Source organism: Nonomuraea jiangxiensis (assembly GCF_900099965.1).
GTDB classification, from domain to species: Bacteria; Actinomycetota; Actinomycetes; order Streptosporangiales; family Streptosporangiaceae; genus Nonomuraea; species Nonomuraea jiangxiensis.
The window spans coordinates 370,008-389,776 of record NZ_FNDJ01000007.1; the positions used below are offsets into that span (position 1 = coordinate 370,008).

General features: G+C 68.2%; 23 protein-coding genes, 1 tRNA gene and 1 pseudogene. 11 read left to right on the top strand and 14 right to left on the bottom strand.

Translation table 11 applies throughout. From position 1 onward, the window contains the following. Positions 1-238: 238 nt before the first annotated feature. Positions 239-1,003 carry a class I SAM-dependent methyltransferase gene (locus BLS95_RS18190; RefSeq protein WP_090932674.1) on the bottom strand — a complete coding sequence of 255 codons (765 nt, stop codon included), beginning with the start codon at positions 1,001-1,003 and terminating at the stop codon, positions 239-241. Positions 1,004-1,182: 179 nt separating this feature from the next. On the opposite strand from BLS95_RS18190, the gene BLS95_RS18195 reads away from it, so the two are divergent. Then, positions 1,183-2,403 (top strand): erythromycin esterase family protein, encoded by a 1,221-nt coding sequence (locus tag BLS95_RS18195; protein WP_090932676.1) that lies wholly within the window; start codon positions 1,183-1,185, stop codon positions 2,401-2,403. 273 nt (positions 2,404-2,676) lie between these two features. On the opposite strand, the gene BLS95_RS18200 is transcribed toward BLS95_RS18195, so the two are convergent. Then, positions 2,677-3,912 (bottom strand): aminotransferase class V-fold PLP-dependent enzyme, encoded by a 1,236-nt coding sequence (locus BLS95_RS18200; protein ID WP_090932678.1) that lies wholly within the window; start codon positions 3,910-3,912, stop codon positions 2,677-2,679. Positions 3,913-3,958: 46 nt separating this feature from the next. On the opposite strand from BLS95_RS18200, the gene BLS95_RS18205 reads away from it, so the two are divergent. Next, a complete protein-coding gene (locus tag BLS95_RS18205; protein WP_245765127.1) occupies positions 3,959-5,323 on the top strand; it encodes an aminotransferase-like domain-containing protein in 1,365 nt (454 codons plus the stop codon). A gap of 265 nt (positions 5,324-5,588) precedes the next feature. Here the strand turns inward: BLS95_RS18205 and BLS95_RS18210 are convergent, their stop codons facing one another. Then, entirely contained in the window at positions 5,589-6,791 is a 1,203-nt protein-coding gene (locus tag BLS95_RS18210) for an MFS transporter (RefSeq protein ID WP_090932682.1), read from the bottom strand. Between the two features lie 103 nt (positions 6,792-6,894). On the opposite strand from BLS95_RS18210, the gene BLS95_RS18215 reads away from it, so the two are divergent. Both BLS95_RS18215 and BLS95_RS18220 read left to right on the top strand, forming a co-directional pair. After that, on the top strand, positions 6,895-7,209 hold the full coding sequence (locus BLS95_RS18215; protein WP_090932684.1) for an ArsR/SmtB family transcription factor: 315 nt from the start codon (positions 6,895-6,897) through the stop codon (positions 7,207-7,209). 56 nt (positions 7,210-7,265) lie between these two features. Further along, on the top strand, positions 7,266-7,439 hold the full coding sequence (locus BLS95_RS18220; RefSeq protein ID WP_218135826.1) for a hypothetical protein: 174 nt from the start codon (positions 7,266-7,268) through the stop codon (positions 7,437-7,439). On the opposite strand, the gene BLS95_RS18225 is transcribed toward BLS95_RS18220, so the two are convergent. Beyond that, positions 7,434-8,314, bottom strand: a protein-coding gene (locus tag BLS95_RS18225) for an IS5 family transposase (protein WP_176993254.1) whose coding sequence is annotated in 2 segments (ribosomal slippage) — positions 7,434-7,933 and positions 7,933-8,314 — 882 coding nt in all. Because the reading frame shifts where the segments join, the coding sequence is not laid out codon by codon here. The two genes, BLS95_RS18220 and BLS95_RS18225, sit on opposite strands and share 6 nt — an antisense overlap. 27 nt (positions 8,315-8,341) lie before the next feature. Next, the gene (locus tag BLS95_RS18230; RefSeq protein ID WP_090932686.1) at positions 8,342-9,007 is read right to left on the bottom strand and encodes a hypothetical protein; all 666 of its coding nucleotides are present in this window, start codon (positions 9,005-9,007) and stop codon (positions 8,342-8,344) included. A 271-nt stretch (positions 9,008-9,278) separates the two neighbouring features. Between BLS95_RS18230 and BLS95_RS57930 the strand changes: the two genes are divergently transcribed. Next, positions 9,279-9,476: a tyrosine-type recombinase/integrase gene (locus BLS95_RS57930; protein ID WP_245765128.1), complete on the top strand. Its 198-nt coding sequence runs from the start codon at positions 9,279-9,281 to the stop codon at positions 9,474-9,476. Positions 9,477-9,578: 102 nt separating this feature from the next. Here BLS95_RS57930 and BLS95_RS18240 read toward each other — a convergent pair. The 7 genes from BLS95_RS18240 to galU form a co-directional block, all read right to left on the bottom strand. Continuing rightward, positions 9,579-9,655: transfer RNA gene (locus BLS95_RS18240), tRNA-Ala, on the bottom strand. 49 nt (positions 9,656-9,704) lie between these two features. Continuing rightward, a complete protein-coding gene (sepX, locus tag BLS95_RS18245) occupies positions 9,705-10,283 on the bottom strand; it encodes a divisome protein SepX/GlpR (RefSeq protein ID WP_143043763.1) in 579 nt (192 codons plus the stop codon). Positions 10,284-10,407: 124 nt separating this feature from the next. Further along, complete coding sequence (locus tag BLS95_RS18250) at positions 10,408-11,052, bottom strand: GNAT family N-acetyltransferase (RefSeq protein ID WP_090932690.1); 645 nt, start codon at positions 11,050-11,052, stop codon at positions 10,408-10,410. A gap of 55 nt (positions 11,053-11,107) precedes the next feature. After that, complete coding sequence (locus BLS95_RS18255; protein WP_090932799.1) at positions 11,108-11,587, bottom strand: MogA/MoaB family molybdenum cofactor biosynthesis protein; 480 nt, start codon at positions 11,585-11,587, stop codon at positions 11,108-11,110. Then, positions 11,587-12,063, bottom strand: a complete 477-nt coding sequence (moaC, locus tag BLS95_RS18260) for a cyclic pyranopterin monophosphate synthase MoaC (protein ID WP_090932692.1) — start codon at positions 12,061-12,063, stop codon at positions 11,587-11,589. The genes BLS95_RS18255 and moaC overlap by 1 nt, the downstream gene beginning before the upstream one ends. Next, entirely contained in the window at positions 12,060-13,247 is a 1,188-nt protein-coding gene (gene glp, locus BLS95_RS18265; protein WP_090932693.1) for a molybdotransferase-like divisome protein Glp, read from the bottom strand. The genes moaC and glp overlap by 4 nt, the downstream gene beginning before the upstream one ends. After that, positions 13,234-14,136 (bottom strand): UTP--glucose-1-phosphate uridylyltransferase GalU, encoded by a 903-nt coding sequence (gene galU / locus BLS95_RS18270; protein WP_090932695.1) that lies wholly within the window; start codon positions 14,134-14,136, stop codon positions 13,234-13,236. The genes glp and galU overlap by 14 nt, the downstream gene beginning before the upstream one ends. Before the next feature lie 23 nt (positions 14,137-14,159). Between galU and BLS95_RS18275 the strand changes: the two genes are divergently transcribed. The 3 genes and pseudogenes from BLS95_RS18275 to BLS95_RS57935 form a co-directional block, all read left to right on the top strand. Continuing rightward, positions 14,160-14,729: a 5-formyltetrahydrofolate cyclo-ligase gene (locus BLS95_RS18275; protein WP_090932697.1), complete on the top strand. Its 570-nt coding sequence runs from the start codon at positions 14,160-14,162 to the stop codon at positions 14,727-14,729. A 23-nt stretch (positions 14,730-14,752) separates the two neighbouring features. Then, positions 14,753-16,258, top strand: a complete 1,506-nt coding sequence (locus BLS95_RS18280; protein WP_090932699.1) for a potassium/proton antiporter — start codon at positions 14,753-14,755, stop codon at positions 16,256-16,258. A gap of 67 nt (positions 16,259-16,325) precedes the next feature. Continuing rightward, positions 16,326-16,418 (top strand): annotated as a pseudogene (locus tag BLS95_RS57935) (FmdB family zinc ribbon protein); the annotation flags it as partial. Positions 16,419-16,480: 62 nt separating this feature from the next. Here the strand turns inward: BLS95_RS57935 and BLS95_RS57940 are convergent. Together BLS95_RS57940 and BLS95_RS18290 are read right to left on the bottom strand one after the other, a co-directional pair. Beyond that, positions 16,481-16,618, bottom strand: a complete 138-nt coding sequence (locus BLS95_RS57940) for a hypothetical protein (RefSeq protein ID WP_245765138.1) — start codon at positions 16,616-16,618, stop codon at positions 16,481-16,483. A 249-nt stretch (positions 16,619-16,867) separates the two neighbouring features. Then, complete coding sequence (locus tag BLS95_RS18290; protein ID WP_090932703.1) at positions 16,868-17,254, bottom strand: VOC family protein; 387 nt, start codon at positions 17,252-17,254, stop codon at positions 16,868-16,870. 466 nt (positions 17,255-17,720) lie between these two features. Between BLS95_RS18290 and BLS95_RS18295 the strand changes: the two genes are divergently transcribed. The 3 genes from BLS95_RS18295 to mscL are packed head-to-tail and all read left to right on the top strand — an operon-like array spanning position 17,721 to position 19,530. Continuing rightward, a complete protein-coding gene (locus BLS95_RS18295; protein WP_090932705.1) occupies positions 17,721-18,527 on the top strand; it encodes an S-methyl-5'-thioadenosine phosphorylase in 807 nt (268 codons plus the stop codon). Continuing rightward, positions 18,524-19,108: a Flp pilus assembly protein CpaB gene (cpaB, locus tag BLS95_RS18300; RefSeq protein ID WP_245765129.1), complete on the top strand. Its 585-nt coding sequence runs from the start codon at positions 18,524-18,526 to the stop codon at positions 19,106-19,108. The genes BLS95_RS18295 and cpaB overlap by 4 nt, the downstream gene beginning before the upstream one ends. Positions 19,109-19,131: 23 nt before the next feature. Then, the gene (gene mscL / locus BLS95_RS18305) at positions 19,132-19,530 is read left to right on the top strand and encodes a large conductance mechanosensitive channel protein MscL (protein ID WP_090932706.1); all 399 of its coding nucleotides are present in this window, start codon (positions 19,132-19,134) and stop codon (positions 19,528-19,530) included. The last annotated feature ends 239 nt before the right edge of the window (positions 19,531-19,769 follow it).

Below are 19,769 nucleotides of genomic sequence, written 5' to 3' on the forward strand. Positions count from 1 at the left end.
CTGGTTTCCGCACCGTAGCCGGGGCGCAGGAGGCGGGTGGTCACTGGCGTTCGCGACCTTGACCCGGCTGAAGCGGGTGAGGCCGCGCCTGCGGCTGAATCGCGTCGACGTCGAAGTGACAACCCGGGGGCGTCTGCGCAACGCCTCCGAAACGGGGACACCCCCATTCAGCCGTCCTCTGTCGCCGCATCGACCGCGGGGACGCTCAGCCGGCACAACCGATCGGGACGAGGCGCCGTTAGTCGGCTTCCAGTACGAAGAACAGGAAGCTCAGGAACCTCGTGCCAGTGCGCTCGCGGAACTCCTCGGGGAACAGTTCGCGGGCTTCCGGCACATACGGCGGTTCGCTGATGACGCTGATGCGAAAGCCGGCCGCGGTGAAGGCCTCGGTCATCGCGTGCAGCGGCCGGTCCCAGAAACTCATCTGGGCGCTCTGCCCGCCCATGGTCCATTCTTCGACCCGGTTACGGGTTCCGAAATAGCTGGGCTTTTCCCCGGCCATGGCACGCATGAGGGTGATCACGAAAGGATGGTCGACCGAGACGAGGAGTCGGCCGCCCGGCCTCAGCACGCGTCGCAGCTCGGCCAGTGTCGGTCCCCAGTCTTCCAGGTAGTGCAGCACCAGAGACGCGGTGACGTCGTCGAATGTCCCGTCGGGAAAAGGTAGCGGGCCGGCCAGGTCGGCGACCCGCAGGTCCGCGTCGGCGCCCAGCCGCCGTCGGGCCAGCTCCAGCATCCCCGCACTCGCGTCGATGCCGGTCATGATGGCGCCTCGATCGCGCAGCGCGGAGAAGAGGGGACCCGAGCCGCAGCCGGCGTCGAGGATCCGCCGACCGGTCACGTCCCCGGCGAGCTCCAGCATCGCGGGCCGTTCGTAGTATGCGTTCACGAGGCTGGTCTCGTTCTCGGCCGAGTACCCCTCGGCGATCATGTCGTAGGCGTTGAACGGGGAGGGCTGTGCGGTCTCAACGTGATCTTCGGGCATGGTAGGCATGCGGGCCATTGTGGACCAGCGGTATCGGTGACACAGACATACGGCTCGTTTGCCGTGATTGAGTGCTTCAATGGACGGCGGCTGGACCGGCATGAAGGTCGCCCAACTGGCTGTCTCCATGATTTTCTGGATCGCCCTCCCCGTGACGTTCCGCGCGCTGCGTGTGCTCCGTAAGGAGGTTCACTGACATGAGGCGGGCCCTTCCCGTGGTGGCCGCACTCGCGCGGCTGGCCGGGTGCGGCGGCGTGGACACCACCGGTGTGACGTCCTCGGCCGTCGTCCCGCTGCCGGAGGCCACGCTCGACGCCGCGGCCAACGACCGGGTGGTCGGCATCGGCGAGGCGACCCACGGCAACAAGGAGTTCGTCCAGGTCCGCCTGCAGGTCATCAAGACCCTGGTGGAACGGCATGGCTTCCGCGCCGTCGCGCTGGAGGCCGACTTCGGCGGCACGGCCGTCGCCGACGACTACGTGACGGGCGGCCAGGGCACCGCCGAGGACGCCGCCAAGGCGCTCGGCTTCGACCTCTACCGCACCCGTGACACGGCCGGCCTCCTGCGCTGGATCCACGACCACAACGCCACCGTGCCCGACGCCGAGAAGGTCCATCTTCTCGGCTTCGACATGCAGCGGTACGACCGCAACAAGGAGCGCCTGCTGCGCCACCTCACCGACGTGGATCCTGCGCGGGCGGCCTCCGCCGAGCGCTCGCTGTCCGGCCTCACCGACGCCACCCGCACCTCACCGCCTCCTGCCGGGGCCAAGGACGCCGTCGCAGGCGTCATCAGCCTGCTGAAGAGCAAGCGCGAGGCGTACGTACGGGCCGGCTCCGAGCAGGCGTACGCCGTGGCGGTCCACCACGCCGAGATAATCCGGCAGGGCGTCGAGCTCCAGTCCTCGGGCAACGACTACATCGCCAAGCGCGACGCCTGGATGGCCGAGAACATCGGCTGGATCGCCGGCCAGGCGAAGGGCAAGATCATCGTAGCCGCGCACAACGGCCACATCGACAAGAGCGGGGCCGCCTACTCCTTCGAGTCGATGGGCCGCAGGCTCGCCGCCACGTACGGGGACGACTACTTCGCGATCGGCACCGACTTCGGCACCAGCACCTTCATCACCAAGGACTCCATGTCGGGCCGCCGCCAGAAGTTCACCGTGGAGACCGACGCGCCCCTGGCCAAGCTCTTCGGCGGCGAGCCGATGGGCTACGTGGACATCGCCCAGGCCTCTGCCGACCCGGCCAACCGCAGGCTGCTCAACGCGAAGGTGCCCATGGGCAGCGTCGGTGACGAGTTCTCCGCCCTGTTCAGCAAGCTGAGCAAGATGTACACCGTCGCGACGGTCCCGGCCAAGGCCTACGACGCCCTGGTGTACGTCCCGCACGCCGGCCCGGTGACACCCCTCTGATCACTGGCCGACACGTAGCCGCCGCCAAATCGCCGATGCCCTTGGCATCACCCACGGAGCCGCGCACCGGCCCCCGGCCTACCAGCAAGCGCGACGGTCCCGATCACATCCAGGGATGGGAGTACGGCATGCAACGCAGGTGTTCTACAGAGCAGTGGCGGAGCAGCTCAGCGGCCGCCGTCTCCGTCGTCCCTGCGCTCGCTGTCGTGGCGGGCAATTGTGGACTCTGGGGTGATATCTGCCCCCGCCGCGATACCTAATGAATGGCGGGCGTCACGCCTGCCGGGTGTGGCTGAGGTCGGCGACCGCCTCGACGACATGGTCCACTTCCTCTTCGGTGTTGTAGTAGTGCGGCGACAGGCGCAGGCACCAGTCGATGTCCTTGTCGCCGAAGTCGAACTGCGCGAAGTGGCGGAAGCTGAGTGCCGAGTTGATCCGGCGTGCGTCCATGGCGGCCTTGAACGGCTCCGGTTGCCAGCCGTCGATGGCGAAGGTGACCAGGGCGCCCAGGTGCCGGCCGTGGTCGAGCACGCGGATGCCCGGCAGGTCGGCGAGCCTGTCACGCAGGACTGCGGCCAGGGCTGGGGTACGGCGGGCGATGGCGTCCATGCCGACCTGGCGGGCGTAGCGTGCGGCCGCGGCGCAGCCGAGGACGATGGCGTAGGGGAACTCCCAGTCCTCGAACCTGGCTGCCGTCTCGACGGGCTGGTAGCGGTCCGGCGAGACCCAGCGCGCGCCGTACATGTCGATGAACAGCGGTTCGTAGCCGGCGCGCAGGACGCGGTCGGATACGTACAGGAAGCCCGAGCCGCGGGGGCCGCGCAGAAACTTGCGGCAGGTGGCGGTGAGCAGGTCGCAGCCGATCTCCGCGACGTCGACGGGGTACTGGCCGACCGACTGGCAGGCGTCGACCAGGTACAGCAGGTCCAGTTCGCGGCAGTGCCGGCCGATCTCGGCGACCGGCTGGACCAGGCCGGAGTTGGTGGGAATGTGGGTGGCGGCCACCAGGCGGGGCCGGTGTTCGCGCATCAGGGCGGCCATCGCCGCCACGTCCACCCCGCCCTCGGGGGCGTCGGGAGCGTGCACCACGCGCACGCCGAACCTCTTGCTCAGCGACAGGAAGGCGATCTGGTTGGAGATGAAGTCGTTGCGGGTGGTGAGGATGACGTCACCGGCCTCGAACGGGATCGCCGACAGGGCGGTGGAGAACGCGTGGGTGGCGCTACCGGCGAACGCGATGTTCTCCGGAGCGCAATTGATCAGCGCGGCGGTCTCGGCGTAGAACTCCCGCACCTGATCGGCGCGGGCGGCCGCCGACTCATAACCACCGATGCTCGCCTCGAGTTGGAGGTGGTCGACCATCGCGGTCAGCACCGGCGCGGCCATCAAACCGCACCCTGCATTGTTGAAGTGCACGACGTGGTCGGTGCCAGGGGTATCCGCGCGCAGAGCCGCGATGTCCAGAAGCGATTCTGTCAGAATTCCGGAAGCGCTATTATCCTTATTCATGCCGAATAGTAGCAGTTCTGCTGAGTTGGCCACCAGGATGCGCGCGATGATCGACCGGTTGTCCCCGGGCGACCGGTTGCCCAGCAGCCGCGAGCTGATCCGGCGCTTCCAGGTCGGCCCCGCGACCGTGTCGCAGGCGATCGCCGTGCTCGCCGCCGAGGGCCTGGTGGTCACCCGTCCAGGCAGCGGCACGTACGTGGCGGCCCGCGTCCAGCGGCGTGCCGAAGTGGCCGATACCGCCTGGCAGACTGTCACCCTCGCCGATCGGAGCGTGGACACCCGCCTCCTCACCGGCACGATCGGCGAGCCACCGGCGGGGACGATCATGTTGGACGGGGGATACCTGCATCGATCGCTCCAGCCCACGCAGATCCTGACAGCGGCGCTGGCCCGGGCCGCGCGCCGCCCCGACGCCTGGGACCGCGCCCCCGCCGGCGGCCTGGCGGCCCTGCGCAGCGTGTTCGCTGCCATGGCCGGCGACGGCGTGAGCGCGGACGACATCCTGGTCACCGCCGGCGGGCAGAGCGCCCTGTCCATGGCGTTCCGGGCCATCGCGGCGCCGGGTGACCCCGTCCTGGTGGAGTCGCCCACCTATCCGGGGGCGATCGCCGCCGCCAGGGCAGCCGGCCTACGCCCGGTACCGGTGCCGATGGATGCCGACGGCCTGCAGCCCGACCTCCTGGCCGACGCTTTCGCCATGACCCGCGCCCGGCTGCTGTACTGCCAGCCGACCCATCACAATCCCACCGGCACCACGCTCGCGCCACAACGCCGCCGGCAGATCGTCGATGCCGCCAGGGCGGCGGGCGCGTTCGTGATCGAGGACGACTTCGCGAGGTACCTCGGCCACGGTACTCCGGTGCCGCCTCCCCTGCTGGCCGGTGATCGCCATGGCACCGTGGTCCACCTGACCTCGCTCACCAAACCGGCGGCGCCGAGCCTGCGCATCGGCGCCCTGGTGGCCCGTGGCCCGGTGCTGGAACGCCTGCGCGCCACCCGCCTGGTCGACGACTTCTTCGTCACCCGCCCGCTCCAAGAGGCAGCGCTCGAACTCCTCAGCTCCCCCAACTGGGAACGGCATCTCCGTTCTCTGGCCGCAACCCTCCGGGAACGCTGCGCAGCACTGGCGGCCGCCGTCACGCACCAACTTCCGCACTGGACCCTCACCCGCATCCCCACGGGTGGGCTTCACCTGTGGGTCCGCCTTCCGTACGGCACCGACGACACCGTGGCCGCCGACACGGCCCGTCAGTACGGCGTCGCCGTCAGCGCCGGTCACCGCTACTTCGCCACCGAACGCCCGGCGGCCTACCTACGCCTCGGCTTCGCCGCCACCGCCGACCGCACGGAGCTGACCGAGGCCGCACGCCGACTCGCGTCCGCCCACGAGCAGGCCGCCGGCACGCGCTGATCGAGGCGCCGGACCACATCCATCGGCGTACCTCCTGACACTCCACCGACCTGCGGAGACGCACAGATCCTGGAGGTGCCGGCACGATCGCCGACCTGCCGCACGACGCGCCTGGCTCGGCCGCACGTTGATGGCTTGACCGGGGTGCGTGCCGGCCATCGAAACCATGGCGCTTGGCGCCATCAACACCGATATGCGGGTGCACCCGCCGCCGATGAAGTCAGCACGACGTGGACGAGCTCGCCCGGCTGCTGACCACCGCCGGTCAGGTCAATATGTCGGAGCTACGGGGCGTTTGCCCGGCACGTGTGCCGTTCGCGACAGTCAGCGTGGCAGCGGCCAGCATCAGTACGGCGGCCAGGTGCGGCAGGTGGGCCGCGCCCCACCCTTCGAGTGCCAACGCCCCCGCCCCTCCCGACAGCGACACGGCGAGGTAGAGGGCGGACTGGTAGAGCGAAGTGATCAGGCCGGAGCCGGGTCCGGCCAGGGTGATGAGGAGGTGCTGCTGCGGTGTCGTGACCGAGAAGGACAGGAATCCGACGATCATGATGATCGCGACAGCCGCCCCGAGAGTGCCGCGGCCCAGTGGGGTGAGGGCGAAGGCCGCGGCCAGGATCAGCGTCACGGCCACGATCACGCGGCGGGGGCCGTACCGGTCGGCCAGGTGCCCGGCGGTGAGGTTGCCCACCGTCCCGGACAGGCCGTAGACCAGCAGCAGGACGGCCAGGCCCGAAGTACCCGCGTACGCGGGGGCGAAGACCTCGCTGACGTAGGTGTAGGGAATGTAGATGCCGGTGAAGGCCACCACGGTGGTGACCAGCAGGCCGACGATCCGCCGGTTGCGCAGCGGCGCCAGGAACGCGCGCAGGTCGCCGTTGCCCTGCCCGGTGGCCGAGGGCAGGCGGAGCCCGATGGCGGGGGCGGCGACCAGGGCGAGCGCGGTGACGAGCCACATCGCGGCCCGCCAGTCGGCCAGGCCGCCGATCAGCGTGCCGAGTGGTGCTCCGAGGACCAGTGCGGTGGTCACGCCGAGCATCACGATGGAGATCGCGCGGCCGCGTTCTCGGTCTCCCGCCAGAAGTGCCGCTGTCGCGCTGGCGGTCGCGGTGAACAGCGCGGCCCCGGCGGCGGCGACCACTCTGGAGGCCAGGACCAGGTCGTACGAGGGGGCCAGCGCGGTGATCGCGTTGCCTGCCGCGAACACCGCCAGCGCGGTGACGAGCACCCTTCTGCGCGGCCACGAGGCGGTCAGGGCGGCCAGCACCGGTGCGAGCACCGCGTAGGAGATGGAGAACACCGTCACAAGCTGGCCGGCCGCGGCCACGCTGACGTGCAGTGACGTGGCGATGGAGGGCAGCAGGCCGGCGACGACGAAGCCGTCGGTGCCGACGGCGAAGGCGCCGAAGGCCAGGACCGCGGTGTGGGGGCGCCAGCGTACTGGGGCTTCGGTATGTGTAGGTGACGTCATGACACTCTTCCGATGCGTATCGGTAATTACGATGCTAATCGTAATATTGCTCCGACGGGTATCGTAATAGCTGTCGTCATCGGACATGTCGAGGGGGGAAGCGATGCAGACCTGGATGGGGCAGCCCGACCTCGACGAGATCGACGTGGCCACGGTGCTGCAGGCGCTGGCCGATCCGATGCGACTGCGCATCGTCCGGCTGCTCGACCAGGTTGAGGAGTCCACCTGTACGGCGCTCGATCTGCCGGTGAAGGTATCGACGGTGTCACACCACGTCAACGTCCTGCGCCACAGCGGCGTGGTCTCCACCAGAATCGAGGGCACCGCCCGGCCCAGTCGCCTACGCCGCGACGATCTGGAGCGCCGCTTCCCCGGCCTGCTGTCCTCCATTCTCGCGGCCACCCCGCCGAAGGCGTAGCCAGGGGGTGCCGGAGAAATGAGTCGGGGAGCGCGATGAGCCGTACGGTCTCGCCCATGAAGCTGCTCTCCGTCAACATCGGCCGCCCCAGGCCCAACCCCTGGAAGAAGCTGGGCGCGACGGGCATCGACAAGCGGCCGGTGCGGGGCCCGGTGGCGGTGAGCGCGCCCGGCCCGAAGGGCACCGGCGAGGTCGGCCCAGGGCGTGTTTCAGAAGTGGTGGCCTCATAGCCAGGTGTCGATCACGGCGATGTGGACGGTGGCTTCGTAGCGAACGGCAAGCTTGTCGTAACGGGTAGCCACCACTCGGTAGCCCTTGAGTCTGTTGATGCCGCATTCCACCGCATGGCGCAGCTTGTACGCCTCGGAGTCGAACGCCGGTGGCCGGCCGCCCTGGGACCCCTTCCTGCGCCGGGCGGCGGCTTGGTCCAGCTTGATCGGGATGGTGGCCTTGATGCCGCGCCTGCGCAGGTAACGGCGATTGCCACGCGAGCTGCAGGCCTTATCGGCCAGCACCCGGTGCGGCCGGGTACGGGGCCGACCCCCGCCAAGACGTGGCACCCGGATGCCCTCCAAGACCGCCGTGAATTGCGGGCTGTCACCACGCTGCCCGGCCGTCAGCACGATCGACAGCGCCCTACGGCCCTGCTCGGTGGCCAGGTGCAGCTTGGTGCTCAAGCCACCACGGGAACGCCCCAGCCCGTGATCGGCCGGCTCCTCCCGCACACCGCCCGGCGACTCCACCTGCAGATCCCCCTTTTCCGCGCCCCGGCGGCGTGCTGATGGGCCCGGCAGACGCTGGAGTCGACACTCACATCCCAGCCGATCAGCCCGGCCGCGTCCGCCCGAGCCTGCAAGACGGTCAGGACCTGCTGCCAGATGCCGGCACGCTGCCAACGCCGGAACAATCCGTAGATCGTCTGCCGGCACCCGTACCGCTCCGGCACGTTCCGCCACGGCGCACCCACCCGCACCCGCCACCGGATCCCATCGATGAGCTGCCGTTTCGTCCAAATCGACGGGCGCCCCGACCTCCGGCCCACGGGCAGCAGCGGCTCCAGCACCGCCCACTGGGGTGTTCGCGAGTACCCATGAGCTAGACCGATACGGCCAACTGAAGATCGCTTCCCGCCTCACCGAAGATCGTTTCCCGCCGCCTCGGCCCTTGAGGCCCGCCGCCGTACGCGCAGGAAACGGGCAATCACGAGGCCGACAGCCACAGCGGCCGCCGTCCACACGACCCACTGCCCGATGTTCCTGAGCACATCGTTCCTGCCCGGTGGCAGCACGGCCATCTGGACGGCCGCGCCGACCGGCACGGTCAGCCGGGCGAGCACACCGATCACTCCCGGATGCCCAGCGCAGGCTCCGATGGCACCGAGTACCGGACCGAACAAGGCGCTCGCCACCCACCAGTAGACCGTGTCGTGGACGTAGGAGCCGGATGAGACGTCGTGGACGATCGTGTCGGCGATGTAGTAGGTAGCGGTGGCGGCGAGCAAGGCCACCACGCCGACGACGGCGCCCCGCGCCAGGCGGCGGCCCGTGAGAACGCCCCCTTGACCACGGGTGGCCCGCCATCCCGCCAGCACCCCCAGTCCCGCCCATGCCCAGCCGGCGTCCAGCAGGATGCTGACGATCTCCATGATCGACCACCCTCGGATGGTGGCCTCGGCGCTTTCCAGATCCACGGTCAGAGTGGCCGCGGCGTTGGCCAGCGAGGTGGCGGCGCCGAATACCGCGCCGACGGCCAGGGCGCTCAGCAGGGAGATGAAGCTGGGCCGCGGGATGGTGGTCATGGGCGGCTTTCTACCAGATTGGTGGCCGGCCCACAGGGCCGCGCTCAAGCGCCCGTCGTGAGTTCGCGGAGGGCTTCTAAGGACGGCTGAGCAGCAGCAATACGGAGGGCAGAAGCACCACACCCGCCAACTCGCTCAGAAGCTCAAGGCGGGGCGAGGCATGGCAAGATCACAACCTGGTGTTCTGCAAGAGCGTCGGCACCCAACTGGACGCATCGAACGTGCGGCGGGCATTCCGCAAGATCACCAAGGCAGCGGAGATCGGACCCACATGGAGCCCGCGAAACTGCGTCACTCGTTCGCTTCCATCATGAGTGACCAGGGCGTACCCATCGAGACCATCGCCGATCTCGTCGGACACGCGGGCACCATCGTCACAGAAGCGGTCTACCGGCACCAACTCAGACCGGTGATCACCAAGGGTGCCCACACGATGAACACCATCTTCGGCGACAGCCGACACGGGTAGAGAATCCGAGTGAGATGGCTCCCCGATTGGCTCCCATCGACTTCCAGACATGAGGAAAGGGCCTCCGGACTACGCCGAAGACCCTGCTCACCTGCATCTTCTTGGTGGAGATGAGGGGATTCGAACCCCTGACCCCTTCGATGCGAACGAAGTGCGCTACCGGACTGCGCTACATCCCCAAGGACTTGATTAGATTAGCAAACTCCCAAGGGTCCTCGCGCCACCCATTCAGTCCCCCACCGCCCGCTTGGGCGGCTCCGCGTACTGGTCGAAGAGGACGTCCGCGTGCAGAGGCGTGAGATCGATGATCTCGGCCTTCGACTCCTCCGTCACGCGCCGCTGCTCGCGGGCACGCCGCCGCCGCTCTACGCGGGCCAGGCGGACGCGTTCGCGGCGTTCCCTGTCCACCTGTACGGCGATGCGCAGAAACGCCATGTACGCCAGCATGATGACCCCAGAGGGCGCCACGCCCCACCACGGGATCATCTCGACCGCGGCCGTCACCACGGAGGCCAGCACCAGCAGGGCGGTGAAGAACAGCAGGCGGCGCCGGCGGGCCACGATGATGGCGCGGCGGCGCAGCCGGAACTGGCGGACGTCGACCTTCTCGACCTCGACCGTTCCATCTTCCTCGTCGGTGTCGGAAGGGGCCAGACTGTCCAGGTCGGGCAGGGCGTGTTCGCCGGTGTAGTGCTCTTCGAGTTCGGCCAGTTCGGCGAGGTTTGTCTTGTCCCTGCGCAACCACATGGGAATCAGGACGCACAACCACATAACGACGATGGCCAAATAGAGGAGGACGCCGCTCACGACCACCTCCGGGCAGCACAAAGACGCGAGTGTGCTCGTCGCGTCATCAATGTGCTCACGTCACGCACCGTAAGACCGCGTGTCACTGATTGACGAGCATTCGGTGCGGTGTGTCGCGAGATCGTCAAACCTCTTCGACGGGAGACCCACCGTGAGCCGCTGACTCACGAGCGCGACGCCACTGCACGAGCAGCCCGCCAGGAACGTCCTCGACGGTCAGCGCGTAGCAAATGTGGTCGCGCCAGGCTCCGTCGATGTGGAGTTGGCGACGCCGAATGCCTTCTTCCCGGAAACCGAGCTTCTCAACCACCCTACGGCTGGCTTGGTTCTCGGGGCGGATGTTCGCTTCGAGCCGATGCAATCCGGTGGTGAAGAAGCAGTGGTCAACGGCCATGGCGAGGGCGGTGGGCGTGATGCCGCGGCCGGCCAGCCCGCCGTCGACCCAGTAACCGACCTGGGCGGAACGGGCGGATCCCCACACCACGGCCCCCACGGTCAACTGCCCTGCGAACCGCCCCCCGTACGTGATCACCCAGGGCAACGCCAGCCCCTGCCTGGCCTCGCGGCGCAGGGTGCCGACCATGGAGATGTACGGGCCGAGGCCGGTCCTGAACAGCGGTGTCTCAGGGTTGCTCGGCTCCCAGGGACGCAGCCAGTCGGCGTTGCGCAGCCGGGTCTCGCGCCACACACGTACGTCACCCAGCCGCAGCGGCCGAAGGCCTACCGGGCCTTCGTTGAGGATTGCCGGCCAGCCACGAAGTCGATCCACTCTCTCATCATCCCCCCAATGGGAACAATGTCGCCACGGATCATCGAATCCAAGGTCAGCGCGGGTGATCACCACCCCGGACCTGATCAACCGCGTGCCGCAGAATCGGCGCGAGCACCGCGACACCATCGCGCACCCCCCCGGATGATCCGGGCAAATTTACGATCAAGGTGTCACCCGCCTGTCCCGCCAGCCCTCTCGACAAGATAGAAGTAGGCACCTTTTCCCGATTTGACTGTCTGATCGCCTCGGCTATGCCGGGGATTTCCCGGGAAATGACCCGGGCCGTCATCTCCGGCGTGAGGTCCATGGGCGTCAGCCCCGTCCCCCCGGTGGTCACGATGACGTCATAGCCGCCCGCCAGCCCGTCACGCAACGCCCTTTCGACGGCCTCGCCGTCGGGCACCACCAGGGGCCCCGCCACGACGTCGCATCCCGCCTCGCGCCGCAGCAACTCGGCGAGCAGCGGCCCGGATTTATCCTCATATATCCCGGCCGACGCCCGGTTCGACACGGTGATCACCAGCGCCCGGATCACGCCGGCTCCCTGGTCCAGCGGCCGGTCTTGCCGCCCAGCTTCTCCTCCACCCGTACGTCCGTGATCACCGCGCCCGGATCGACCGCCTTGACCATGTCGATCAGCGCCAGAGCGGCCACCGAGACCGCCGTCAACGCCTCCATCTCCACCCCGGTGCGGTCGGCCGTCTTCGCCCGGCACGTGATCCCCACGCCCCAGTCCTCGACGTCCAGGGTGACCTCCACCCCGTGCAGGCCGATCGGATGGCAGAGCGGAATGAGATCGGGCGTCCGCTTCGCTCCCATGATCCCTGCGATCCGCGCCACCCCCAGCGCATCGCCCTTGGGCACCTCACCCGACCGCAGCAGCCGCACCACCTCGGCCGACAGCAGCACCCGCCCGGTGGCCGTGGCGGAGCGAGCCGACACGTCCTTGGCGGAAACGTCCACCATGCGGGCGGCACCGGTCTCATCGATATGGGTGAATTCGCTCAAATCCGGATCACCTCCACCGAAGCCCCCTCGGCCACCTCGGTCACGTCCTCGGGCACCACGATCAGCGCGTTCGCCATCGCCAGGGCGGCGAGCTGATGAGAGCCCTGACCGTGCACCGGCGAGACCGTGCCGTCGGCGGCCAGCACGCCGCGCAGGAACGACCGTCGCCCGGCCGGCGAGCGCAGTGTGCCCGTGACCTGGGCGGTCACCGTCTCCAGCACGTCGCCGGACAGCCCGCGCATCTTGTTCAGCGCAGGACGTACGAAGAGCAGGAAGGATACGAAGGACGAAACCGGATTGCCGGGAAGGGCGAAGATCGGCACCCGGTCCTCCCCCAGGACGCCGAACCCCTGCGGCATCCCCGGCTGCATCGCCACCTTCTCGAACTGAACCGTGCCGAGCGGGGACAAAGCCTGCTTGACCGGCTCGTAGGCCCCCATGGACACGCCACCGCTGGTGATGAGGGCGTCAGCGCGTACGAGATGGGTGTCGAGCTGATCGAGCAGCACGGCCGGATCGTCCCCCACCGACCCCGCGCGGAACCCGTCGGCGCCCGCCTCCCGCACGGCGGCGGCCAGGGTGTAGCTGTTGGACTCCCAGATCTGCCCGGGCAGCAACGACGTGCCCGGCTCGACCAGCTCCGCGCCGGTGGAGATGACGACCACCCGGGGCCGCGGCCGGGCCCAGACCCGCCGCCGCCCCACCCCGGCGATGATGCCGAGCTGCGCGGGACCGATCACGGTGCCCGGTTTGAGAACGACCTCACCGGACTGTACGTCCTCCCCCGCCCGCCGGATCGCGTTGCCCGCCTCGACCGGGCGATCGATAAGCACGGAGGCGGTGCCACCGTCCGTCCACTCCACCGGCACCACGGCATCGGCCCCCACGGGCAGCGGAGCCCCGGTCATGATGCGCACGGCATGACCCGGCCCCACGGCCCGCAACTCCACGGACCCGGCAGCCACGTCGTCGATCACCGGCAGCCTGACCGGAGCCTGCGCCACGTCCTCGGCCCGCACCGCGTAACCGTCCATGGCCGAGTTGTCGAACGGCGGCAGCGGCACCGGCGAGGTGACCTCCTCGGCCAGCGTCGCCCCGAGGGTCTGCTCCAGCTCAAGCTCCAGCGGCGCCAGCGGACGCACCGTGGCCAGGATCTCGGCCAGATGCTCCTCAACCGATTTCATCGAGGAACTCCCGCAGCCACGGCACGAAGTCCGGCGCGAGATCCTCCCGGCCCGCGGCGAACTTCACCACCGTCCGCAAATAGTCGAGCTTGTCGCCGGTGTCGTAACGGCGCCCCCTGAACAGCACGCCATGCACGGGCCCGCCCTCCTCGCGGCCACGGGTCGCGAGCGTACGCAGCGCGTCGGTGAGCTGGATCTCGCCCCCGCGCCCCGGCGGCGTGTTCTCCAGCACCTCGAACACCGCCGGATCGATCACGTAACGCCCGATGATCGCCCAATTGGACGGCGCCTCGTCGGCCGGCGGCTTCTCCACCAGATCGGTCACGCGGACGACGTCATCCTCGGCGGTGGCCTCGATGGTGGCGACGCCGTACAGGGAGACCTGCTCCCTCGGCACCTCCATCAGCGCGATCACACTCCCGCCGAACGTGTCACGCACCTCGATCATGCGCTTGAGCAACTGGTCTCGATAGTCGATCAGGTCGTCACCGAGCAGACACGCGAACGGATGGTCACCCACGTGGTGCTTCGCGCACAGCACGGCGTGGCCGAGGCCCTTCGGCTCGCCCTGGCGCACGTAGTGGAGCGTCGCGAGGGAGGCGGGCTCACGCACCTGGGACAGCCGGTGCTCGTCTCCCTTGGCCTCAAGGGCCTCCTCCAACTCGAACGCGCGGTCGAAATGGTCCTCAATCGACCGTTTGTTTTTGCCCGTGACCATGAGCACGTCGAGGAGCCCGGCGGAGGCCGCCTCTTCGACGACATACTGGATGGCGGGCTTGTCGACGATGGGCAACATCTCCTTGGGTGTCGCTTTGGTCGCCGGGAGGAACCGGGTGCCCAGACCCGCGGCGGGCACAACGGCTTTCGTCACAGGTTCGAAGTCAGCCATGAGTAGACCCTAGTGGAGTGCCTGTGGACAAGCTGAAACTGCGCCGCGAGATCAACGCCGCGCGTACCTCGCTCTCCCCAGAACAACTGCGGACAAACGCCGTCAAGGTCCGTGAAACGCTGCTTGATCAACCGTGGGTTCAGATGGCCGGTTTGGTGGCCTGCTACTGGTCAGCGGGGTCGGAGCCGGATACGCACGGGTTGGTGTTCGCTCTCTGGAAACACGGCGCGACAGTGATCCTTCCCGTGCTTCGCGCGGATAATGACCTGGATTGGGCGGTGTACGACGGGCCGGACACCCTTGCCCCGGGCCGTCACGGAATTATGGAGCCGGTCGACACGCGCCGCGGCGTGGACGCCATCCGTACCGCCGCACTCGTCATCGTGCCCGCCCTCGCCGTGGACCGGCGCACAGGGATACGTCTCGGCCGCGGCGGCGGCTCGTACGACCGGGCCCTGGCCAGGGTCGGCCCGAACGTTCCCACCGTGGCGTTGCTTCACGAGGGTGAGTTGATCGAAGGTGTTCCCGCGGAGCCGCACGATCATCACGTTCGTTTTGCGATGACCCCTGAGGGACTCACTAGTCTTATGTGAACACAGGGACGGGAGGGAGCCAGATGACGGTAGATGTCTGGCTTCTCCTTGGTGGCGCAATTGTCATCGCGGCCATCGGCTTCGTACGCATCGCGCATCGCACCGGTCTGCCCAGCCTTCTGGTGTTCCTGGGGTTCGGTCTGGTTCTTGGGGAAGCCGGATTTGGAATCCCTTTTGACAATCCACAACTCGCCCAGCAGATCGGACTGACGGCGCTGGCCGTAATCCTGGCCGAAGGTGGCCTCACTACCAATTGGTCACATGTGCGGCAGTCCGTACCCATGGCCGTGGTGCTGGCGACCGTGGGCGTGACGGTCAGCATCGTCGTGGTGGCGCTGGTCGTGGAGGCCCTGCTGGGCATCGACCGGACGACGGCCCTCATCCTCGGCGCGGTGCTGGCCTCCACGGACGCCGCGGCGGTCTTCTCGGTGCTGCGCCGGTTGCCGCTGCCACCGCGGCTGGCGGGCGTGCTGGAAGCGGAATCCGGTTTCAACGACGCACCCACCGTCATCGCCGTCGTACTGCTCAGCGGGGCCACGCAGTCGTCTGCGACCGTAGGAACGTTCCTGCTGGAGAGCGGAGTCGAGCTGGTCATCGGCGCCGCGGTGGGCCTCGCCGTCGGCCCCGCGGGCGCCTATGCGATGCGTCGCGTCGCCCTGCCCGCCTCCGGCCTCTATCCCATCGCCGTGCTGGCGCTAACCTTCGTCTCGTACGGCGGCGCGGTGCTGCTGCACGGCTCCGGTTTCCTGGCCGTCTATCTGGCGGCGCTCATCCTGGGCAATTCGCGGCTGCCGCACCGGGCGGCGACCAGGGGGTTCGCCGAGGGGGCGGCCTGGCTGGCGCAGATCGGGCTGTTCGTCATGCTGGGCCTGCTGGCCAGCCCGGAGGAGATGCCGACCGCCATCGTGCCCGGCCTGATCGCCGGCACCGTCCTGGTGCTGCTGGCCCGGCCGCTGTCGGTGGTGGCGAGTTCCCTGCTGGCGTGGGCCCTGCGGCTGGGCCGGGTGACCTGGCGGGAGCAGGCGTTCCTGTCGTGGGCCGGGCTGCGCGGCGCGATCCCGATCGTGCTCGCCACCATTCCGTGGGCGTCCGGCGTCACGGGTTCCAAGGAGATCTTCAACGAGGTCTTCGTGATCGTGATCGTGTTCACACTGCTGCAGGGGCCGACGCTGCCGTTCGTGGCCCGGCTGCTCCGGGTGAGCGCGCCCGCAGAGGCACACGACCTGGCCGTGGAGTCCGCGCCGCTGGAGGAGCTCAAGGCGGACCTGCTGCAGATCAAGGTCCCGGTCGGCTCGCAACTGCACGGCGTGGAGATCTTCGAGCTCCGCCTTCCCGCCGGCGCCGCCGTGACGCTGGTGGTCCGCGACGGCAAATCGTTCGTACCGGACACCACCACCAGGATCAGGGTGCACGACCAGCTCCTGCTCGTCACCACCGCGGCCTGCCGCGACGAGGTGGAGCGCCGCCTGCGCGCCGTGAGCCGGCGCGGCAAGCTGGCGGGATGGTACGGGGAGCGGGGGTTGGAATAGGTGTTTGGCGCAATCGGTTACCATTAGCAGTCGCATCGCTCGAGTGCCAGATCTGAAGGAGGAGCGCGTGCCGACATACCAGTACGCCTGCAACGACTGTGGGCAGCAGCTCGAGGTCGTTCAGAAGTTCACCGACGATGCGCTGAAGGTTTGCCCGAATTGCGAGGGAAACCTGCGGAAGGTCTTCTCCGCTGTCGGCATCGTGTTCAAGGGGTCCGGCTTCTACAAGACGGACAGCCGCTCCACGTCGACCGCGTCCTCGTCCTCGTCTTCTTCCTCGTCGAAGTCCACCGAGACCAAGTCCGGCGACTCCGGCTCGAGCTCCAGCTCCGGGTCCGGCTCCTCAACCCCCGCCGCCACCCCCGCCGCAGCCTCAAGCTGACCCGCCCAACCTGCGTAGCCCCGACCATCCGGCTCGGCACGGTCCGGCCGGATATGTGTGGACCTCTTGCGCGCGGACCTGCTGGGTTCGCACCGGCTTGCGGTCAAACCCGCAGTCCGCGCGTATACGCACGGTCGGCGGTCGCGCCTGCGCGCAGCAGCGCATTAAGGGCGGCTTGGTCGCCCCGATGCCCTGACCTTGGCATTGGAACAAACCTTCGGGCCCGGCTATCCGTCTCCGTGCTGCACCAGGCAGAACGGATGCCCCGCGGGATCAGCATAGATTCGCCAGCCCTGCGCATCGGAATCATCGTCCAACACCGTCGCTCCCCGGGCGAGCACCTGCTCTTCGGCCCGGTCCAAGTCAGCGACACCGAAATCCAGATGGAACTGCTGCGGCCGGTCCGGGTCTGGCCACAGCGGCGGCCTGTAGTCCGCTACCTGCTGGAAGGCGAGCACCAGGCCGGACGGCGTGTGCAACGTCGCCCAATCATCACCAACTGACCATCGCCGATCCGGCTGATTGACGATCCCACCAAGCAGCGACCGGTAGAACTCGGCAAGTTCCTCAGGAGCAGAGCAGTCCAGCACCACACACTGCAGATCCGCAATCATCCACGGATCCTAAGTGGCCCGCCAGGACGAAATCGCCTCAAATTCGAACCGCCAAGCCGAAACCCGAAGCCTGCCCACTGACACCACTCCCAGCGACTCCTTCCCGCCCGCCGGACTGCACCGCCGCTTCCATCCCCCGCCCCGCCCGGCCGGCCGGCAACCACCACACCGCCCCCACCCGAGCCCCGCCTTGCCGGCACCGCCGTCCACCCACGCCTTACCCGCCCCACTCCGCGATCTTCCGATCATGCGGACCCGACCGCCTCCCCAGAAGGTTCGCCCCCGTCACCCCACCCGCAGCCACCCTCAAGACCAGCCACGGCGCAGCAACCCTCCACACCCCGGCGGCAGCGCTCACTGAAGTTTCCGGAGGTAGCCCAGGGGCCCCTCACACCGCATCAGAGTTATCCACAGAACGCGATTCCGCTGACGCAAGGCCTTCCCCACTCCGGCTACTCTCAGCGCCATGGTCACTCGCGCAGACATCGGCGTCATCGGCGGCTCAGGCTTCTATTCGCTTCTCGACGACGCGGAGCAGATCGAGCTCGCCACCCCCTACGGCCCCCCGAGCGATGTCGTCACGGTCGGACGCATCGGCTCGCGCGCCGTGGCATTCATCCCACGGCACGGACGAGATCACCGTTTCCCCCCGCACCGCATCCCCTATCGTGCCAACCTCTGGGCACTGCGCTCACTCGGCGTCCGCCAGGTGCTCGCCCCCAGCGCCGTAGGCTCGCTGAGAGCGGAGTACGGCCCCGGAGCCTTGGTCATCCCCGACCAACTCGTGGACCGCACTTCTGGACGCATCCAGACTTATTACGACACAGACGGTGCGGTGCACGTGTCATTCGCCGACCCGTACTGCCCGTCAGGCCGAGCCGTAGCCGTGCGGACCGCACGATCCGGCGGCTGGGAAACCGTCGACGGCGGCACCTTGGTGGTGATCGAGGGCCCGCGCTTCTCCACGCGAGCCGAGTCGCAGTGGTTCGCGGGCAACGGGTGGTCGATCGTGGGCATGACCGGTTTCCCCGAGGCGGTTCTGGCCCGCGAGTTGGCCCTGTGCTACACCTCGTTGTCCCTGGTGACCGACCATGACGCCGGCGTTGAGGCCGGTCAGGGCGTGACCCATGACGAGGTCCTGGAGTTCTTCGCCCAAAACGTCACGCGCATGCGCACCTTGGTGGCCGAGACCGTGGAGGCCCTTCCCGAAGAGCGCACCTGCCCCTGCGGCTCCGCCCTCGACGGCATCAAGCTGCCCTTCGAGCTACCGTGATCCAGACCTGGATGCAGCGCTTCGGCCGTCGCCGCCGCCTCATCGCGGCGGGACTGGCCGGCCTGGCCGTCATCTCCGCCTTCCTCGCCACCCGCCCAACCCCACCGCCTTCCACCGTCCTGGTGGCCGCCCGCGATCTCTCCCCCGGCCGGCTGAGCCCAGGCGATCTCCACCCAACCCCTCTCAATCACCCGCCCGCAGGCGCAGTCCGTACGTCCGTGGCCGGCCAGATCCTGGCAACCCCCATGCGCAAGGGCGAGCCGCTGACCGACGTACGCCTCCTCCGCTCATACCCCCTGCCCCCAGGCATGGTCGCGACCCCCGTACGCATCGCGGACCCAGCGGCCGCGAAGCTCCTCTCCCCCGGCTCCACGATCGGCGTCCTGGCAGCCTGGGAGGAAGGCCAACCGGCCCACACGATCGCCGAAGACCTCACCGTCATCACGATCCCCGCAGCAGACACCGACGAGAGCAACGGCACATTACTCGTACTGGCGACGACCCCAGCCCAAGCGGCCAACCTCGCCTCCGCCCAGACCACCGGCCATCTCGCGATCACCATCAACCCTAACTCTCAGTAATCGTTCCGCTACCATCCCTTGCCATGAACGGATTCAAGAAGTTCCTCATGCAAGGAAACGTCATAGACCTGGCCGTGGCGGTTGTCATCGGAGCGGCGTTCAACGCGATCGTCCAGTCGTTCGTGGCGGACCTCCTCACCCCGCTGATCTCGGCGTTCGGCGGCCTACCCGACTTCTCCTCGCTCAAGGTCACCGTCGGCCAGTCGAACTTCATGTACGGCAGCTTCATCAACTCCGTCCTCTCGTTCCTGATGGTCGCCGCAGTGGTCTACTTCCTGGTGGTGAGGCCGTACACGCATTTCAAGGAGCGCAGCGCCGCCAGGGTCGAGGCGAAGACGCGCGAATGTCCCGAATGCCTGTCCGAGATCCCCAAGGCCGCCTCCCGCTGCGCCTTCTGCAGCTGCGAGGTCGTCGCGGTCTAATACGTTCACCACAGCCCGGATGGTGAGTTCGCCCCGCTCTCGCCACCGGTGAGGCGTGTGCGATGTCGTCCGCGCAGTTGACGAGACAGTTGAGAGATCTCCCCTTTCGATCACATTTCGCCGATCAAAGACTTGATCCGCCGTCGATCTCCGCTACACCGCCGGGGGATGAAAACACACCTCAGTAACCACGACGATCTCCACGATCATGAACTAGCTGCGACTATGTGCTCACAGCA

Excerpts from the sequence above, each read along its gene's own strand:
- BLS95_RS18190 (WP_090932674.1), bottom strand. The coding sequence starts at position 1,003 with ATGGCCCGCATGCCTACCATGCCCGAAGATCACGTTGAGACCGCACAG.
- BLS95_RS18195 (WP_090932676.1), top strand. The coding sequence starts at position 1,183 with ATGAGGCGGGCCCTTCCCGTGGTGGCCGCACTCGCGCGGCTGGCCGGG.
- BLS95_RS18200 (WP_090932678.1), bottom strand. The coding sequence starts at position 3,912 with ATGAATAAGGATAATAGCGCTTCCGGAATTCTGACAGAATCGCTTCTG.
- BLS95_RS18205 (WP_245765127.1), top strand. The coding sequence starts at position 3,959 with ATGATCGACCGGTTGTCCCCGGGCGACCGGTTGCCCAGCAGCCGCGAG.
- BLS95_RS18210 (WP_090932682.1), bottom strand. The coding sequence starts at position 6,791 with ATGACGTCACCTACACATACCGAAGCCCCAGTACGCTGGCGCCCCCAC.
- BLS95_RS18215 (WP_090932684.1), top strand. The coding sequence starts at position 6,895 with ATGCAGACCTGGATGGGGCAGCCCGACCTCGACGAGATCGACGTGGCC.
- BLS95_RS18220 (WP_218135826.1), top strand. The coding sequence starts at position 7,266 with ATGAAGCTGCTCTCCGTCAACATCGGCCGCCCCAGGCCCAACCCCTGG.
- BLS95_RS18230 (WP_090932686.1), bottom strand. The coding sequence starts at position 9,007 with ATGACCACCATCCCGCGGCCCAGCTTCATCTCCCTGCTGAGCGCCCTG.
- BLS95_RS57930 (WP_245765128.1), top strand. The coding sequence starts at position 9,279 with ATGGAGCCCGCGAAACTGCGTCACTCGTTCGCTTCCATCATGAGTGAC.
- glp (WP_090932693.1), bottom strand. The coding sequence starts at position 13,247 with ATGAAATCGGTTGAGGAGCATCTGGCCGAGATCCTGGCCACGGTGCGT.
- galU (WP_090932695.1), bottom strand. The coding sequence starts at position 14,136 with ATGGCTGACTTCGAACCTGTGACGAAAGCCGTTGTGCCCGCCGCGGGT.
- BLS95_RS18280 (WP_090932699.1), top strand. The coding sequence starts at position 14,753 with ATGACGGTAGATGTCTGGCTTCTCCTTGGTGGCGCAATTGTCATCGCG.
- BLS95_RS18290 (WP_090932703.1), bottom strand. The coding sequence starts at position 17,254 with ATGATTGCGGATCTGCAGTGTGTGGTGCTGGACTGCTCTGCTCCTGAG.
- BLS95_RS18295 (WP_090932705.1), top strand. The coding sequence starts at position 17,721 with ATGGTCACTCGCGCAGACATCGGCGTCATCGGCGGCTCAGGCTTCTAT.
- mscL (WP_090932706.1), top strand. The coding sequence starts at position 19,132 with ATGAACGGATTCAAGAAGTTCCTCATGCAAGGAAACGTCATAGACCTG.